This is a genomic window from Acinetobacter sp. LipI_19, assembly GCF_058242925.1.
In genome coordinates, this window is the sequence record NZ_JBZAYK010000001.1 from 3802893 (window position 1) to 3820215 (window position 17323).

At 38.2% G+C, this 17323-nt stretch carries 19 protein-coding genes; 12 read left to right on the forward strand and 7 right to left on the reverse strand.

Annotation, left to right across the window (positions count from 1 at the left end; genetic code table 11):
• Positions 1-3 precede the first annotated feature (3 nt).
• The 4 genes from AC4CVF_RS18315 to AC4CVF_RS18330 all read left to right on the forward strand — a co-directional run bounded on the left by AC4CVF_RS18315 (position 4) and on the right by AC4CVF_RS18330 (position 5150).
• Complete coding sequence (locus AC4CVF_RS18315; protein WP_314337025.1) at positions 4-480, forward strand: phosphatidylglycerophosphatase A family protein; 477 nt, start codon at positions 4-6, stop codon at positions 478-480.
• A gap of 21 nt (positions 481-501) precedes the next feature.
• Positions 502-1866: a bifunctional UDP-N-acetylglucosamine diphosphorylase/glucosamine-1-phosphate N-acetyltransferase GlmU gene (glmU, locus tag AC4CVF_RS18320; protein WP_419360588.1), complete on the forward strand. Its 1365-nt coding sequence runs from the start codon at positions 502-504 to the stop codon at positions 1864-1866.
• 12 nt (positions 1867-1878) lie between these two features.
• A complete protein-coding gene (gene glmS, locus AC4CVF_RS18325) occupies positions 1879-3717 on the forward strand; it encodes a glutamine--fructose-6-phosphate transaminase (isomerizing) (protein WP_419326923.1) in 1839 nt (612 codons plus the stop codon).
• A 461-nt stretch (positions 3718-4178) separates the two neighbouring features.
• The gene (locus AC4CVF_RS18330; protein WP_483770465.1) at positions 4179-5150 is read left to right on the forward strand and encodes a cation diffusion facilitator family transporter; all 972 of its coding nucleotides are present in this window, start codon (positions 4179-4181) and stop codon (positions 5148-5150) included.
• A 110-nt stretch (positions 5151-5260) separates the two neighbouring features.
• Here the strand turns inward: AC4CVF_RS18330 and AC4CVF_RS18335 are convergent, their stop codons facing one another.
• On the reverse strand, positions 5261-5581 hold the full coding sequence (locus AC4CVF_RS18335) for an ArsR/SmtB family transcription factor (protein ID WP_004718782.1): 321 nt from the start codon (positions 5579-5581) through the stop codon (positions 5261-5263).
• A 250-nt stretch (positions 5582-5831) separates the two neighbouring features.
• On the reverse strand, positions 5832-6101 hold the full coding sequence (locus tag AC4CVF_RS18340) for a DUF4031 domain-containing protein (protein WP_004718783.1): 270 nt from the start codon (positions 6099-6101) through the stop codon (positions 5832-5834).
• Positions 6102-6206: 105 nt separating this feature from the next.
• On the opposite strand from AC4CVF_RS18340, the gene AC4CVF_RS18345 reads away from it, so the two are divergent.
• Both AC4CVF_RS18345 and AC4CVF_RS18350 read left to right on the forward strand, forming a co-directional pair.
• Complete coding sequence (locus AC4CVF_RS18345) at positions 6207-6725, forward strand: GNAT family N-acetyltransferase (RefSeq protein ID WP_490789804.1); 519 nt, start codon at positions 6207-6209, stop codon at positions 6723-6725.
• Entirely contained in the window at positions 6725-7195 is a 471-nt protein-coding gene (locus AC4CVF_RS18350) for a 2-thiouracil desulfurase family protein (protein WP_336952529.1), read from the forward strand. The genes AC4CVF_RS18345 and AC4CVF_RS18350 overlap by 1 nt, the downstream gene beginning before the upstream one ends.
• Positions 7196-7256: 61 nt before the next feature.
• Here the strand turns inward: AC4CVF_RS18350 and AC4CVF_RS18355 are convergent, their stop codons facing one another.
• Together AC4CVF_RS18355 and pncA are read right to left on the reverse strand one after the other, a co-directional pair.
• Positions 7257-8210, reverse strand: a complete 954-nt coding sequence (locus AC4CVF_RS18355; RefSeq protein ID WP_336952530.1) for a bile acid:sodium symporter family protein — start codon at positions 8208-8210, stop codon at positions 7257-7259.
• Between the two features lie 93 nt (positions 8211-8303).
• Positions 8304-8939: a bifunctional nicotinamidase/pyrazinamidase gene (pncA, locus tag AC4CVF_RS18360; RefSeq protein WP_490789805.1), complete on the reverse strand. Its 636-nt coding sequence runs from the start codon at positions 8937-8939 to the stop codon at positions 8304-8306.
• A 484-nt stretch (positions 8940-9423) separates the two neighbouring features.
• On the opposite strand from pncA, the gene dapA reads away from it, so the two are divergent.
• Genes dapA through purC form a run of 3 tightly spaced genes read left to right on the forward strand, consistent with a single transcriptional unit; the run spans position 9424 to position 11701 of the window.
• Positions 9424-10320: a 4-hydroxy-tetrahydrodipicolinate synthase gene (gene dapA / locus AC4CVF_RS18365; RefSeq protein ID WP_336952533.1), complete on the forward strand. Its 897-nt coding sequence runs from the start codon at positions 9424-9426 to the stop codon at positions 10318-10320.
• Between the two features lie 15 nt (positions 10321-10335).
• Entirely contained in the window at positions 10336-10944 is a 609-nt protein-coding gene (locus AC4CVF_RS18370) for a lipoprotein-34 precursor (NlpB) (protein WP_336952534.1), read from the forward strand.
• Between the two features lie 37 nt (positions 10945-10981).
• Positions 10982-11701, forward strand: a complete 720-nt coding sequence (gene purC / locus AC4CVF_RS18375) for a phosphoribosylaminoimidazolesuccinocarboxamide synthase (RefSeq protein ID WP_004818291.1) — start codon at positions 10982-10984, stop codon at positions 11699-11701.
• A gap of 51 nt (positions 11702-11752) precedes the next feature.
• Here the strand turns inward: purC and AC4CVF_RS18380 are convergent, their stop codons facing one another.
• Complete coding sequence (locus AC4CVF_RS18380; protein WP_490789806.1) at positions 11753-12313, reverse strand: DUF4303 domain-containing protein; 561 nt, start codon at positions 12311-12313, stop codon at positions 11753-11755.
• A gap of 237 nt (positions 12314-12550) precedes the next feature.
• On the opposite strand from AC4CVF_RS18380, the gene AC4CVF_RS18385 reads away from it, so the two are divergent.
• Positions 12551-12739 (forward strand): heavy-metal-associated domain-containing protein, encoded by a 189-nt coding sequence (locus AC4CVF_RS18385; protein ID WP_004818287.1) that lies wholly within the window; start codon positions 12551-12553, stop codon positions 12737-12739.
• 426 nt (positions 12740-13165) lie between these two features.
• Positions 13166-15568 carry a TonB-dependent receptor plug domain-containing protein gene (locus tag AC4CVF_RS18390; RefSeq protein WP_490789807.1) on the forward strand — a complete coding sequence of 801 codons (2403 nt, stop codon included), beginning with the start codon at positions 13166-13168 and terminating at the stop codon, positions 15566-15568.
• 70 nt (positions 15569-15638) lie between these two features.
• Here the strand turns inward: AC4CVF_RS18390 and AC4CVF_RS18395 are convergent, their stop codons facing one another.
• Positions 15639-16046 carry a tautomerase family protein gene (locus AC4CVF_RS18395; RefSeq protein WP_419819774.1) on the reverse strand — a complete coding sequence of 136 codons (408 nt, stop codon included), beginning with the start codon at positions 16044-16046 and terminating at the stop codon, positions 15639-15641.
• Entirely contained in the window at positions 16037-16354 is a 318-nt protein-coding gene (locus AC4CVF_RS18400; protein WP_336952540.1) for a carboxymuconolactone decarboxylase family protein, read from the reverse strand. Before AC4CVF_RS18400 ends, AC4CVF_RS18395 begins: the two co-directional genes overlap by 10 nt.
• A gap of 97 nt (positions 16355-16451) precedes the next feature.
• Between AC4CVF_RS18400 and AC4CVF_RS18405 the strand changes: the two genes are divergently transcribed.
• Complete coding sequence (locus tag AC4CVF_RS18405; RefSeq protein ID WP_490789808.1) at positions 16452-17321, forward strand: LysR substrate-binding domain-containing protein; 870 nt, start codon at positions 16452-16454, stop codon at positions 17319-17321.
• The last annotated feature ends 2 nt before the right edge of the window (positions 17322-17323 follow it).

A 17323-nucleotide genomic window follows, 5' to 3' on the forward strand; every position in this document is an offset into this window, starting at 1 on the left:
AGTATGACATGGGCTGAACGCTTTATTGTGTTCTGTGGTGTAGGCTTTGGTTCAGGCTTAGCGCCTAAAGCACCAGGTACATTTGGCTCAGCATTTGCGCTTTTGTTTATTCCGATTTGGCTTGCAATTGGTTTTTATGGCTCCATATTGGCCATCATAATCATGTCATTGGTCGGTATTTGGATTTGTGGGAAAACCGCAGATATTATCCATGTGCATGATGATGGGCGTATTGTTTGGGATGAGTTTGCTGGGCAATCAATCACCTTCCTGCCTTTAATTTATTTAGGACAAATGAATTGGATTTGGGCACTGGTTGGATTTGCACTATTTCGTTTATTTGATGTCTGGAAACCATGGCCTATTCGTGTCATTGACCAAAAAGTCGATGGTGGCTTTGGAATCATGCTTGACGATATTATTGCAGGCCTCTGGGCAGCAATATGTATCGTGATTTATTTATATTTTAAAATGGCTTAAGCCAGATCTGTTAGGTGTGATATGTCTACAACTGTGATCATTCTTGCTGCAGGTAAAGGAACACGTATGCGTTCTAGTTTACCCAAGGTACTCCAACCTTTAGCAGGACGCCCACTACTCGGTCATGTGATTGAAACAGCAAAACAATTACAAGCAAAAAATATCATTACAATCTTTGGTCACGGTGGTGATCTGGTTAAAAATGCATTTGCACATGAAAATATTCAATGGGTAGAGCAAACAGAACAACTCGGTACTGGTCATGCAGTTAAAGTGACTTTGCCGGTTTTGCCCCAAGACGGCATTTCTTTGATTCTTTCTGGTGATGTGCCTTGCGTACAACAAAGTACCCTACAACGTTTGGTTGATGTATCCAGTCAAACAGGTATTGGTCTAGTCACATTAACGCTTGAAGATTCTACAGGCTATGGTCGCATCGTACGTAAGGATGAAAAAATCCAAGCGATTGTTGAACATAAAGATGCTTCTGATGAACAACGTCAAATTAAAGAAATCAACACAGGTATTTACTGTGTAAGCAATGCCAAATTACATGAATGGTTACCGAAACTCAGTAATGACAATGCTCAAGGCGAGTACTACCTCACTGATATCGTGGCAATGGCTTTAGCTGATGGTATGGAAATCGCATCCATTCAACCAGAATTAGCTTTTGAGGTTGAAGGCGTGAATGATCGTATTCAACTTGCAGCATTAGAGCGAGAATTCCAAAACTATCAAGCGAAATCACTGATGCAGCAAGGCGTGCATCTGATTGACCCTTCACGCTTTGATTTACGTGGTCAACTCACGGCGGGTACGGATGTTCGTATTGATATTAATGTGATTATTGAAGGTCGATGTACTTTCGGAAATGGTGTTGAAATTGGTGCAGGATGTATTATTAAAAATACCCAAATTGCGGCAGGAACCAAAGTTCAACCTTATAGTGTTTTTGAAGATGCGATAATTGGTGCCGATGTACACATTGGTCCTTTTGCACGATTACGTCCAGGTGCAAAATTAGCAGATGAAGTTCATATCGGTAACTTTGTTGAAGTGAAAAACTCTTCTGTTGGTCTAGGTTCAAAAGCCAATCATTTCACCTATTTAGGCGATGCAGAAATTGGTGCGGGTTCAAATATCGGTGCAGGTACAATTACCTGTAATTATGATGGTGCCAATAAACACAAAACCATCATTGGTGATAATGCCTTTATTGGAACCAACAACTCACTGGTTGCACCGATTAAAATTGGTCATGGCGCAACCACAGGTGCGGGTTCAGTGATTACCCATGATGTAGCAGACAACAGTCTTGCATTTGAACGTGCAAAACAAATTTCGAAAGAAAATTATCAACGTCCCCAAAAGGTCAAGAAATAAGAGGATATTATTATGTGCGGTATTGTTGGTGGCGTTGCTGAACGAAGCATTACAAATATTTTAATTGAAGGCCTAAAACGTCTTGAATATCGTGGTTATGACTCTGCGGGTGTTGCACTGGTTGATCAAGGGCAAATCTTACGTGAACGTCGTGTCGGTAAAGTTGCAAATTTAGAAGGTGCGGTTGCAGAGTCTAATATTTTAGGTTCTGTGGGTATCGCACACACACGTTGGGCAACCCATGGTAAACCAACTGAAAACAATGCCCATCCGCATATTTCTGGGCATGTTGCAGTGGTACATAACGGTATTATTGAAAATTACCAAGAGCTTAAAGATGATCTTGAAGCTTTGGGTTATGTGTTTACATCTCAAACAGATACTGAAGTCGTTGCTCACTTAATTACTGAAGCACTGAAATCATCACCCAATCTATTAAAAGCTGTTGAAGAAATCGTACCTCAACTGAAAGGTGCTTATGCACTGGGGATTGTGCATACCGATTACCCAAACGAATTAATTGCTGTTCGTGAAGGTTCACCTTTAGTCATTGGTGTTGGTATTGGTGAGAACTTTATTAGTTCAGACCAATTGGCACTGTTACCTGTGACCAACCGTTTTATCTATCTTGAAGAAGGTGATATTGCGCGTTTAACTCGTGAAACGATTGAAGTTTTTGTCAATGACCAATTGGTTGATCGTCCGGTGAAAGAGCTGGATGCAACCGTGAGTAATGCCTCTAAAGGTGAGTATAAACACTACATGCTCAAAGAAATTTTTGAGCAACCTGAAGCAATTCAACAAACGATCTCTCAAGCTTTAAATGGCAATACACTACGAGAAGACTTTTTACAAAATGCTGAAATAGATTTTAAAAATGTTCAGCAAGTTCAAGTGCTTGCATGTGGTACCAGCTACCATGCTGGAATGATTGCAAAATATTGGTTTGAACAACTGATTGATCTGCCTTGCCAAGTCGAAATTGCCAGTGAATTCCGTTATCGCTCGCCTGTGATTGTAGATAACACCTTGTATGTTTGTATTTCCCAATCAGGTGAAACTGCGGATACCTTGGCTGCATTACGTGATACACAAAAGCGTGCTAAAGCAAAAGGCTCAAATATCTATACTATGACGATTTGTAATGTCGCGACCTCATCTATGGTTCGTGAAACAAATCATCATTTATTAACCCTAGCTGGTCCTGAAATTGGGGTGGCATCAACCAAAGCGTTTACCACACAGCTTGCGGCTTTAATGTTATTGACCCTTAAACTTGGTCAGGTTAAGCAAACCATTTCAGCTGAACATATTGATGAAATCACTTCTGCGTTGTGGCATATTCCTAAAGTCATTTTAGATACCTTACAAAATGATGCAGAAATTTTACGTTTGTCTGTTCTGTTTAAAGAAAAACAGCATTGCTTGTTCTTGGGTCGCGGTACAGAATTCCCAATTGCGCTTGAAGGTGCATTAAAACTTAAAGAAATTTCATATATTCATGCCGAAGGTTATGCTGCGGGTGAATTGAAACATGGCCCATTGGCTTTGGTCGACAATGATATGCCTGTGGTGATTCTTGCACCGAATGATGAAATGCTGGATAAACTTAAATCCAATATGGAAGAAGTTCAAGCACGTGGTGGGGAACTGTTTGTTTTTGCAGATGAAAATAGCGGTATCGTGGCTAAAGATCGTCAACATGTTGTCTATGTTCCAACGGTCAATACTTGGTTAGCACCAATTGTTTATAGTGTACCTGTGCAGTTGTTGTCTTATCATGTTGCGGTATTACGTGGTACTGACGTAGACCAACCAAGAAACCTAGCAAAATCAGTTACGGTTGAATAAGCAATTAGTTACTGATTGTAGTGTTTGTATGAGAGTAATAAAGTACTCTCATACAAGTGTATGAAATAAGTTAAGTTCCATACACATATCAATAGCTCAAACAATCCACACAAGCTATGCTCTAAACAGCATGATGTGTGGATTTTTTGATGCCTAATTTTTATAGTTCCATCAATTTAAAAATAACCAAAACAAAAACCATCCTCTTAAACTTAAACCAACAAGATCCCTTAGCGAGAAAAAGCCTCCTTTTTTTTACTTCGCATCAAAGTAAATAAGCTCAAAAGTGAATCAGTTCATTTTAAAAACTTTATTGTGTTTTATTAAACTTAAACACCTAGTGACATCAAATTTTAAAATTTTTTGATTCATATTACTGTAAAAAATTAACATGAAGCTATTTGACAAAACAAACATATGAACATATATTCATATGTAAATAATCCAATCCAGAGGTCCTTATGGGACACAATCACAATCATCCCCATAATAGCCATAGTGATCACAACCACACGCATGTACCTGAAGCAACTACAGGAAATGAAAGAAAAATTCTGATTTCCTTCTTCATTATTTTCAGTTTTATGCTTGTTGAAGCTGCAGGGGGAATCATATCTGGTTCACTGGCACTGTTAGCTGATGCAGGCCATATGATGACGGATGCATTGGCATTAGGATTAGCATATGTAGCGTTCCGCTTTGGTCGTCGTACTGCGGATAAATCACGGACTTTCGGCTATATGCGCTTTGAAGTGATTGCAGGTCTGATCAATTCTCTAACATTGTTTGGGATTGTTGGATGGATCATCTATGAAGCGATAGTACGCTTTCAATCACCACAACCCGTTCTTGCGGGACCGATGTTTATCGTCGCAATTGTTGGTATGTTGGTGAATATCTTTGTTTTATGGTATCTCACACGAGATGATACGGATCATGTAAATATCAAAGGTGCGATTCTGCATGTGATGGGTGACTTATTGGGTTCTGTTGCTGCAATTATTGCTGCAATCGTCATCTGGTATTCAGGTTGGACACCGATTGATCCGATTTTGTCTGTGCTTGTATCATTACTTGTATTGCGCAGTGCATGGTCTTTGTTTAAACAAACCATTCATATTTTATTAGAAGGTGCGCCTGCCAATGCCAATACCGCAGATATCACCACTCACTTATTAAAATCCGTTCAAGGCATTCAGAAAATTAGCCATATTCATGTATGGATGATCACTTCAGGAAGAGCAATGGCAACATTACATGTCCAACCTGAAGCAGATGTTGATATCAAGACACTCACCGAACAAATTGAGCATGAATTAAAAACCAAATTTGATATTGAACATCCAACTGTCGCGATTGATTGGCAAGGTGATAGTACCTGTAGCCTTGAAAAACCGACAAAAATTGATCCTCATGCTGGACATAATCATTAAGATTAATATGGATCAAGCACAAATCGCCACAAGGTCATTGATTGTTGCTTTGTGGCATTCACATTTTGAAATTCACTTTAGTTTTAAAATCGATTTGAAAAATAGAAAATTTAACCGCACTGCTCTTCTGCAATATGTTTTGCCATATCAGACAGAACATGACTGACATGCGTATCAGCGATTTCATATAAGACTTGTTTGGCCTGACGTTCACTTTTCACCAAGCGTGCTGAACGTAATAAACGTAAATGATGACTAACCAAAGATTGCGACAAATCGAGTGCTTCGCAGATATCGCCAACTGGACTAGGTCCACGCATACAGAATAAAAGAATTCTGAGACGTGAAGCATCTCCTAAAAGTCGAAAAGTTTCAGCCAGAATAATAATCTCGTCTTGCGATATTTCTGTTGAGCCGTCTTTAAAAGTCATATATTAATCACAATCGTTGTTCATAATTTTTCATCATAAAAGATTCTACTCTTGTGCTTCTCATAAGGACAAGACTTAATCGCGATAAAGTATTTTTCTGGAGATGCGGTTTTATCAAGCTTAAATAAAAAACCAACTCTTTATTTCTAATGTTTAAAACACGAATCAAAAACATCTAAGTACGAAACAGGCATACTAAAAACATAAAAAATTGAATTTAATAAATATATTCATTCAGCCTATCAACACTTCATAAAGATTGATTGAGTTGTAACTTCAGTTTCTTTCCACAAGCAATAATGGTTTTTCGATCGGCATCAATTGCGCCATAAGCAATCGCCATTACCCGCATTTGCAGGGTAATATCATAATGCGGATAAGAGGCCGAGCGATGAAATAAACGGGCATCGATTTCCAGCATTTGCGCAAAGTGATGTAATTCCTCCAGTGTATCTGCCATCAAATGACACCATTCTTGGCCTTTAAACGGAACTTTTGCGCGATCGACATACACACTCATAACAAGATTCATTTTCCCTATTTCGGATTGATTATCCCATGAAATTCATCCATGATTGAATACAAATTCAAGGTATAGCAAAGCGTCATTTGATGACAAAATATAATGAAAATTTATCCAGCCACACCAATCCATCTCAAGCAACTCAATCAGCTTGCCTGCACCACATATCACCAACATTTTGCTGATCTTTGGTCAGAACAAGGCCTACAAAATTTTCTCAATCAAAATTTTAGTTTAGAAAATTTGTCCGAATCTCTGCGAGATCCTGATCAAGTTTGGCTATTGCTGGAAAATGAACAAGCGCAAATTATTGGATATGCCAAGTTAAATCTCAACCAATATGAACCACATTTAGATATTACTGGTGCAGAATTACAGAAAATTTACTTGCTTAAAGAGGCGGTTGGGAAAAATTTTGCATCTTCGCTTATGCAAAATGCGATTGATATTGCACGTGAATATCAACAAGCTTCTGTATTTTTGGAAGTATTAACAACCAACACCCGTGCAAAAAAATTCTATCAAAATTTTGCTTTTACAGAGAAATTAAGCATCGACTTTAAAACAGATTTATATGATATTGGTATGGATTTAATGCACCTCGAATTAACCTCAAGATAATGAAAAAATACCTGATTAGTGCATGTCTTGTGGGTGAAAATGTTCGCTACGATGCCAAGAACTGCCTACAACACAAGCTTAAACAACTGTTAGACAAGCAACAAGCCGTAGTGATTTGTCCTGAAGTTTCAGGCGGCTTAAGTACACCTCGGCAACCTGCAGAAATCGTAGGTGGTGATGGTTATCAAGTTTTAAAGGGGCAAGCCAAAGTAAAAGATGCCAATGGTGATGATGTTTCAGCTGAATTTATTCTAGGTGCAGAAAAAACCCTAAAACTCGCCCAATACCATCAAGTGACACATATTATTTTAAAAGCCAACAGTCCTTCTTGTGGTTCACAGATGATTTATGATGGATCATTTTCAGGGCATAAAATATCAGGCAAAGGGGTTACTGCAGCTCTACTCGAACAACATGGCTTTAGCGTACTCACTGAAGATGAGTTTTTAAAGCAGTTAGCGCAAGAATAAGTCAGTATAAATAAAAAGAGAGCCAAAGCTCTCTAAATGAAACGTAAATTTTAAAATAGTATTATTGTTTATTTTCAGCCATTTTATCTGCTTTTGCTGCCCAATACGTGGCTAAAATAGGTCCAGAAATATTATGCCATAAACTAAAAATAGCACTTGGTACTGCGGTTATTGGAGATGCAGCAAAATGTATTGCCGCTAAGGTCACACCTAAGCCAGAATTTTGCATCCCCACTTCAATCGCAACAGCTTTAGAGTCAGGATAAGATAAGTTGAATAGGCGACTTGCCCAATAGCCTAATAAAAAGCCTAAACCATTATGTAAAATCACCACACCCAAAATCAGTAAACCCGATTGTAAAATTGAAGCCTTACTGGCTGCAATAATTGCCGCCACGATCACCACAATGGCGACTACAGATATTAGAGGCATCACTTGAATATATTGCTCGGTCTTTTGTTTAAATAGGCTTCTTAAAATCACGCCCAAAATAATTGGAAAAATCACCACTTTAAGAATATCGATGAACATTGAACCCGCATCAATCGGAATCCACTGGCTGGCTAAAACATAGAATATCGCAGGTGTCAAAATAGGCGCTAAAAACGTTGAAACAGATGTACATGTGACGGATAGAGCTGTATTTCCTTTGGCCATATAGGTGATGACATTGGATGCTGTCCCTCCAGGGCAACAGCCGACAAGGATTACTCCTACCGCAATTTCGGGTGGTAAATTAAAAACTTTACAGAGCAAGAATGCCACACTGGGCATCACCACAAAATGTGCAACGACACCAATCACAACCGCTTTGGGATTTGACAAGACATTCTTAAACTCATCTACGGTCATGGTCATGCCCATTCCCAGCATGATAATCCCTAAAACCCAGGGAATATATGCTTTCATCCAGACAAATGCTGCTGGAAAACATAATGCAATAAAGGCAAACACCACAACCCACAAGGCAAAAGTTTTTTGTACAAACTGACTAAAACGTAAAATTGCTGACATTGTCCCTACCCAAGCAGATTGAGGATTTCGGCTTATCTTAAAGCAAGATGTTTTAAAGCAGTAATATTTCTCAAATGATGCAAGTCTTGATGCTTATGCTGTGTTGAGAATCTCTTTTGAGATCAGGCGTTTTACACCCACAGCCAGCATTTCTTGCCATGCATGTTGTAAAGAACCATGTAAATCAATTGCTTTGGTAGCGTCCGAAATCACAAAGGCTTTAAAACCTAACTTGGCGGCATCCATGGCCGTCCATGCGACACAGAAGTCTGTCGCAATCCCCACAATATACACTGTATCTATACCGCGCTCTTTAAGATAGCCCGCCAAGCCTGTAGTGGTTTTATGATCGGCTTCCATAAAGGCTGAATAACTGTCAATTTGGGAACGAAAACCTTTACGAATGATCAGTTGAGCAGTTGGTATGTTTAGATCAGGATGGAATTCAGCATCTTGGGTCCCTTGTACGCAATGGGATGGCCACAATACTTGCGGGCCGTAATCTAAGCTGATCAGGTCATAAGCTTTACGGTTGGGATGATTCTCAACAAATGAAATATGGTTTTCAGGATGCCAATCTTGGGTCAGTACGATATTGTCAAAATGTAGTGCCAATTGATTAATGGTTGGAATGATTTGCTCAGCATAGGCAACTTCTAAATTTCCCCCTGAAGTGAAACCATTTTGTACATCAACAACGATCAAGGCGCTACGCTCAGATTGCAACATTTCCCTACCCTTATATTGGCCCAATGACTATTATTTTAATCGTAAAAATTTAAATATTCGATGACTCAACATACAATAAAAAAGCATACTTTTGCGAGCGTCTTATCAAAATCAATCGTGAAATCATCTAGAACGGTTAGCTAGATTCTAAACGGCGAGGCTCAGCCACCCAATAGAAACTTATTTTCTAGCGCGGATGGATTTCACCCTGTATTTGAATTAAAACTGCACGCTGTTCAATTTGGATAAAAAAATGAAAATTAAAAAAATTGCTTGGAAATGTGAGTGATTTGTTGCTTTTGTTAAAGAATTTCCAAGCTTTGACTAAAGCATATTGTTCTGACACGCTGAATCAGTCATAATTTGCGTAAGCATTAGGCAATCTTTAAGATGATTGTTTCTCGCTCAAATCAAAATACTGCAACCATCCCAATCCATGTTTACTCAAACGCATGTGGATGGAAAAATAGGATATTTTTTTAAAATGACTCAGCAAGCACAGACCATTCAAGGCTCAATTGTCGCAATCGTCACCCCTATGTTTGAAGATGGCAGCGTAGATTGGAAGGGTCTCGAGAAGCTCGTTGAGTGGCACATAGAACAAGGCACTAATAGTATTGTTGCTGTCGGAACAACTGGCGAAGCATCTACTCTTAGCATGGCAGAACACACAGAAGTAATTAAAGAAATTATCCGTGTTGCCAATAAACGTATTCCAATTATTGCCGGTACTGGTGCAAACTCGACACACGAAGCGATTGAACTCACCAAAGAAGCCAAACAACTCGGCGCAGATGCCGCACTTTTAGTCACCCCTTATTATAACAAACCAACGCAAGAAGGTTTATTTCAACACTATAAGGCAGTTGCTGAAGCTGTTGATTTACCTATCATTCTGTACAACGTGCCTGGCCGTACTGGTGTAGATCTGCACAACGACACCGCAATTCGTTTAGCAGATATTCCTCAAATCGTAGGAATTAAAGATGCGACTGGCGATGTTCCTCGTGGTAAAGAGCTGATTGATGGCTTAAAAGGCAAAAACATGGTGGTGTATTCAGGTGATGATGCGACTGCGAGTGAATTGATTCAGTTAGGCGCCCACGGCAATATTTCAGTAACAGCAAATATTGCACCAAAAATCATGAGTGAACTTTGTGCCGCTGCAATTGCAGGTGATACTACAACAGCGAAAAGCAAAGATGACCAAGTTGCAAAATTAAACAATATTCTATTTTGCGAATCGAACCCAATTCCAGTGAAATGGGCACTTCATGAAATGGAATTAATTGGTACTGGCATTCGCTTACCATTAACTCCCCTAGCAGAACAATACCGTGCACCACTGCGTGAAGAACTCAAAGCAGTGGGTCTCATTTAATAAGAGCTTAGTATTATGCAATTACGTTTAGGTTTAACTCTTGCCATTTCAGCTTTAAGCTTGGCGGGTTGTAGTTCCCTTGGAATCAACAATGGTTCTTTAGATTATAAAAACACGACCACCGTAGAGCCACTTAGCTACCCTGAAGGTTCGACAGTTAGACCTGCAACGCCAATGTATCCAGCTCCTATTGTTGACCCACTTGCTCTTCAGCATGCACCAAAATTTGAAAATAAACGAGGCAATCGTTACGAAGTTCCTCGTCCAGATGTTGCTCAAATCAGTGCACCTGCTGATGAAGTTTCTGCATCAGCTGAAAGTGTTGGTCGTCCTCAAATTTTAACTGATGGAAATGGCAATCCACTGATCAAAATTGATGGAAATTCTGCTACAATTTGGCAGTACGCACTTGCGACCCTCAGTAGCTTAAATCATAAGGTTATCGGCCAAAGCAAAAATGCCAATGAGGCAACTGTTAAAATCGATAATTCAACCTATGTATTGAAGCTTACCTCCGTAGGTTCAAGTAACACACTTGCTGTGTTTAACGCCGATAATAGCTTTGCAGACAAAGAAAAAGCTGCAGAACTATTAACCCAGATTTACCAAAACTGGCCAGCCTAGTCGTTCTAGGCAATTTTTTTTTGCAAAAGGTTCCCCCATGTTAAAACAAACCTTGCTCTATACTGGTAAAGCGAAATCTGTTTATGAAACAGATAGCGCGGATCATCTAATTCTAGTTTTCCGTGACGATGCTTCTGCATTTAATGGCGAAAAAATAGAGCAACTAGACCGTAAAGGTAAGGTGAACAACCGTTTTAATGCCTTTATCATGGAAAAACTGGCTGCAGCTGGTATTGAAACACACTTCGAAAAACTTCTTTCTCCAACTGAAGTTTTAGTGAAAAAATTGCAAATGATCCCTGTTGAATGTGTAATGCGTAACTATGCAGCAGGTTCACTATGTCGCCGTTTGGGTGTTGAAGAAGGTTTAGAACTTGTTCCACCAACGTTTGAATTGTTCTTCAAAGATGACGCTTTAGGCGATCCTATGGTGAACGAATCTCAAGCAATTGCATTGGGTTGGGCAAATGCTGAACAATTGGCGCAAATGAAAGAATTGACTCAAAAAGTCAATGTTGTGCTTAAAGATTTATTCGCTCAAGGCAACATGCTTCTTGTTGATTTTAAACTTGAATTTGGCGTGTTCCATGATCGTATCGTATTGGGTGACGAATTCTCTCCAGATGGTTGCCGTCTATGGGATAAAGACACCAAGAAAAAACTCGACAAAGACCGTTTCCGTCAAGGTTTAGGTGGTGTTGTTGAAGCTTATGAAGAAGTGGCTACACGCATTGGTGTAGATCTTTCAGATATCTAATTTTAGATACTGATTCTTCAAAAACCGAGCTTTTTAGCTCGGTTTCTTATTTTAAAATGCTGATTTTTCTAATAGATAATCATATAAATTTTCACCATCTTTTTTCTGAAAGCGGTTTTCAAATAAAGGTACCAAAAACTCAGGATTAATTTGTGGGAAGCTGGTGTCCTCAAAATCTTCATCGGATGAGTCTGCATATTGAATAATGACAATAATTTCTTCACCCTGTTGGTTTTTTAATTTTCCTTGTATTCTTAAATCTTGTAATGCTTGAATAATGGTCTTTTGATACTGCGCTTGTAATTCGCTATATTGCTCATTTGTATAATCCTCTCCCAAATCCTGATACAAAGCCGTGATTGCATTGTGAACACGATTATTGGCAGTACTTGAACAACTCCATTCTGAAATCCACCATGCTTCATAGACGTCTTCAAAGGTTTTTAATTGTTCTAATGTGCATCCTACATAAAAGAAACCACAGAAATCCTCAACCATTCCCAAACCAATAGCACATAAATGCTGATCTTGTGTAAGCTGCTGAATTTCAGCGAAAGCATCTTGGATATCTTGGTAAATCACTGAATATAAATGGTCTTTATTCATCATCATGTTCTTATCATTCACAATTTCAATACAGAGTTTACTATCAAAGCATAAATTCTGTATATAAACCATTCACCGAGGTTGGCATTTAGCATTCGTAAAAAATTGAGCAATCGACGACTTAAAAATACTGTAAATTATTTTTGAAAAAGCGTTGCGATGAAACTTTAAACATTAAAACTTGACCTTACAATTATGGTAAGGTTTATCTTAAGTTTAAGTCTTCTTAGAGCAGGGTGAGATATGGAATTTTATATTGAAAATATGACCTGTGGTGGTTGTGCACGTGGTGTAACCAAAGCAATTCAATCTGTAGATGAAAATGCTAAGGTGATTGCCGATCCACCAAGTCACAGTGTTAAAGTTGAAACAACAGCAACACAACAACAAGTGGTTGATGCTTTATCAGAAGCGGGCTTTCCTCCACGCTAAGCTGATTGGATAAAGTTAAAAGGGCTATCAATTTAAGGTAGCCCTTTTGCATTAAAGCAAATATAAACTGATCAAACTGGGCTCTGTCAGGGGATTTATACGTCTGTATAGCATTGATCAAACCCAGCTTTTGCTGATGTAAATTGTTGATCATCACTCTATTTCATCAACTTGATTCAATATCATCGCCTCATCACTGAGCCATTCAAAATCATACGCTTTATCAATAATTTCAAAAGATTGTGTATCAAACTTCCCATAAAACATCGCATGATAAAATCTAGATTTCTAAACTGAGAACACTTTAAATAACCATACACTTTGCAGATTTTATTCTATTTATATTTTTAAAAGTTGTTTTCTAAATAATCTCAAGCTCACTATGATCACAACAAACCGTTACAAAAAGAGCTACAAAATAGAGTTATGCGTACATTATCAAAACGATATTCATTAAGCCTGACCGCCAGCTTAGTTTTTACATTTCTGTATCCACATGCATACGCTGCGGAACAGATTCCAGCCACCCAAGAAATTAAAACACTTGATACCATTGTTGTCACAGGTACACGTTCGCTAAAACGTTCTAAAACAGATTCCTTACAACCGATTGATGTGATTAGTGCAGCGGAATTGACAGAACGTACAGGTTCAAGTGAGTTAGGTACGGCGCTGGCTAAAATTATCCCCTCGATTAACTTTCCTCGTCCAACCGTTGTCGATGGAACAGAACTCGTTCGCCCAGTGCAACTAAAAGGGCTTTCTCCTGATCAAGTTTTGGTTTTAGTGAATGGCAAACGTCGCCATACTGGGGCATTTATTAACCTTGGGGGTACCATTGGACGTGGTTCAGCACCGACCGATTTAAATGCCATTCCAATTTCTGCCATCAGCCGTATTGAAGTACTTAGAGAAGGTGCATCTGCTCGCTATGGTTCAGATGCAATTGCGGGGGTCGTCAACATTATTTTAAAGTCTGATCCTAAAACAGGTGATGCTGGTATTCGCTACGGTATTTATAACAAAGGTGATGGTGAACAAAAACAATCCTATGTCTCGGGCGGTACTCAACTGGGCAATTATGGTTATGCCATTTTTTCCGGTGAATGGCAGGACAATGAAGCAACCAATCGTGCAGGTTTAGACTTTCGTGATCCAAATGCTACTACATACAGACAAAGAACCTTCCGTTTTGGTGATCCAAAATCTGATGAGGTAAAAGCTTCTGTTAATGCTGGTTTTGACCTCAGTGAGAGTGTTGAATTATATGGCTTTTCAACCTATAGCCATCGTAATGCAGAAACTGCTGGATTCTATCGTTTGAGTAATGCCTCGAACAATGTACCTGCATTATTTCCAAATGGTTATTTACCCCTGATTCGCGGTCAATTAGATGACTTTAGTGCTGTTGCAGGCTTACGTGGGGAAGTCGCAGACTGGCGCTATGATGTTTCAGCCAATTATGGCTTAAACCAATATGATGTAAATACAAAAACCATTAATGTCGATCTATACAAAGATACAGGTTCAACACCAAATTCATTCCATAATGGACAGTTAAAGAATACCCAAGCTGTTTATAATATTGATTTGTCAAAAGAATTTGAGATCTCTGCTTTTGCAAGTCCATTAAATGTCGCGTTTGGTACTCAATATTTAAACCAACAATATCAAATCAAAGCAGGCAATCCTGCCTCTTATTATAAAAGTGGTTCTTCAGGTTTATCAGGCTTTCGCCAAGCAGATGCCGGGAAATGGACACGTGACAGTTATGCAGGATATCTCGATTTAGAAACAGATATTACCCAAAAACTTTCAGCATCTACAGCCTATCGTTATGAGAAATATGATGACTTTGGGAACACCAATAATGCATCTCTTTCATTACGTTATAAGCTTTTACCTCAAGTTGCGGTACGTGGCTCAGTTTCTACAGGCTTTCGCGCACCGAGTCTAGCACAACAATATTTCACTCAAACCTCTTCGCAATTGGTCAATGGACAGTTTGTTGAGGCTGGAACATTTCCAAGTTCTTCACAAGTTGCACAATTGCTCGGCGCAGAAGACTTAAAAGCTGAAAAATCAAAGAACTATAGTCTTGGCTTAGTATTTACCCCAACTAAAAACCTATATGTGACTTTGGATGCCTACCAAATTGATATTGATGACCGTATTAGCTTATCTTCAAATATCAATGCCAGCAGCCCCGCTGTTCGCGCTTATTTGGTGTCTAAAGGGATTACCGATACCAATTTCAGCACGGTACGTTTCTTTAATAATGCCAGTAATACTCGCACTCGTGGTGTAGATTTAGTTGCCAATTACCAATGGGAAAACCTGCCTTATGGCGAGTTAACCACATCTTTGGCTTATAATTTTAATCGTAATAAAGTCACCGATGTTGATAAAAACCCTGAAATTTTAAATGCTTTGGGTGTCAACCTTACCCGTTTAGACCGTCGTGAACAATATGGTCTATTGGCCGGAAGTACTCCTGAACATAAATTCAGTTTAGCCAATGATTATAAAATTGGAAATTTTGGTATCAATACCAATATCACGCGTTATGGAAGTTTTGAAACTTACAGTAACTCAGGTGCTGCCAGTGATCAGAAATTTTCTGCAAAATGGCTGTTGGATTTAGCACTAACATACCAATTAAACGATTGGAAATTTACTGTTGGGGGGGACAACATTACCAATGTTTACCCAGATAAAGATGTTTATGACATCAATAAGCCTACAGGCGGAAGTTTGCAATACAGCCAGTTCTCACCGTTTGGTTTTAATGGTGCATTCTATTACGGCAAAATTAATTATAAGTGGTAGAGATTAAAGTTAACTAAGGGCTTCCAACCGAGTTAAATGACTCGGTTTTTTATTCCTATAATTCGAAGAATCATTGGCCCACAAGTTTTTTCATTAAAATATCACCTCGGACACCTTCTCCAAAACTCCAATCTTCTAATTGGTTATACTGAATAACAATCATAATATCTTGCTTTGGAATCTGAAATTTTGCGTTGAGCTGATTGGTTAATTCATGTATAAACTCAGCTTTTTGCTCTGGGCTTCTTAGTTTACCCGCTGTGATATTAAATAAAATAAATTGAGAAGTCCTTTGCTTTTCCACCCCATAATTTGCATCAATAATTATATCTTCTGACTTTAATTGTTGAAAAAAATGGAAGCGATCATTTTTAGGCGTATTAAAGTAATTTTCCATACAGAATTGAGTTAAATCAGAAATCTGTGATTTCTGCTCTGCACTATAAGTATGTGCTGTTACAATACGAATCATGGGCATGTCCAAATCTCCTCAGGCATATGTTCCAATGCTGAAATAGCATTGGGTAAACCAATATAAAAAGCCAAATGTGTAACCATTTCCAAAATTTCTTCTTTGCTGATTCCCAGCTTTAAAGCATTTTGAATATGCCAATTTAATTGGCTATACCGTCCTAAAGTCATCAAAGCACTAATGGTCAGTACACAACGGGTTTTAGTATCTAATGCTTCTCTTTTCCAGATATCTTCAAAGAGTACGTCTTTACTCAATTCATAAAGTTTGGGTGAAATTTGAGCCAAATTAGAAATATCAATGGGTCTAAACATTGTGTGAACCTCTACTATGTCCTTGCTTTACTATGTAGGTATTTTATAATTTAAAAAATCAAAATATTTTTAATCAATACTTCAGGATTTATGAATTATGAAAAATCCAGTTAATCTTGATTTAGATGCTTTACGTTCTTTTGTTATAGGCATTGAACTTGGTAATTTTAATCTTGCAGCAAGTCAGCTTTATCGCTCTCCTGCCGCGGTAAGTGCGCATTTAAGAAAATTAGAAGAACAAACTCAATCTGTTTTAGTACAAAAGAAAGGACGTCATTTAGTCTTAACAAAACAAGGAGAAATGCTGTTTGAATCTGCTAAAAAAATATTAGAATGCAATGATAAAATACTTATTCAATTACAGCAAAATCAAAGTGATGGAGAAATTTATTTTGGTTTACAGGAAGATTTTGGGGATGGTTTGTTACAGTCTGTAATTGCTCAATTTATTCAACAATTTCCAAATGTTAAATTACATACTCAAGTAGATCGTAATGCGAATTTAATTCAAAAAATTGAAAAAAATAGTATTGATTTTGCCTTGATATGGCAACAAGATCATTTATCAAATCAATTTCAAACACTGCAATCAATTGCAACATTTTGGGTAAAGTATCCAGATTTTCAGTTGGGTCAATTGCTTCAAAACCAGCAATCAATACCATTAATTGTATTAAACCAACCTTGTATCCTACGTCAAATTGCAATTGATACACTCAATAAGCATAAATTGCCTTGGCATATTGCTTATGAATGTAATTCCCTCAATGCTCTCTGGGCAGCTGTGCGTGCTGGGATTGGAATTTCGATTCGTTCTGATTTTTCTATTCCACAAGAGTTAGAGAAAGTTAGAAATCACTCACTTCCTCAGTTACCCGATTTTAATTTTGGTTTATATCATTCAGACAAAATGTTGAAGCAAATTGATCACTGTTTTATACAATGTATAAATAATTGTTTAAATTAACC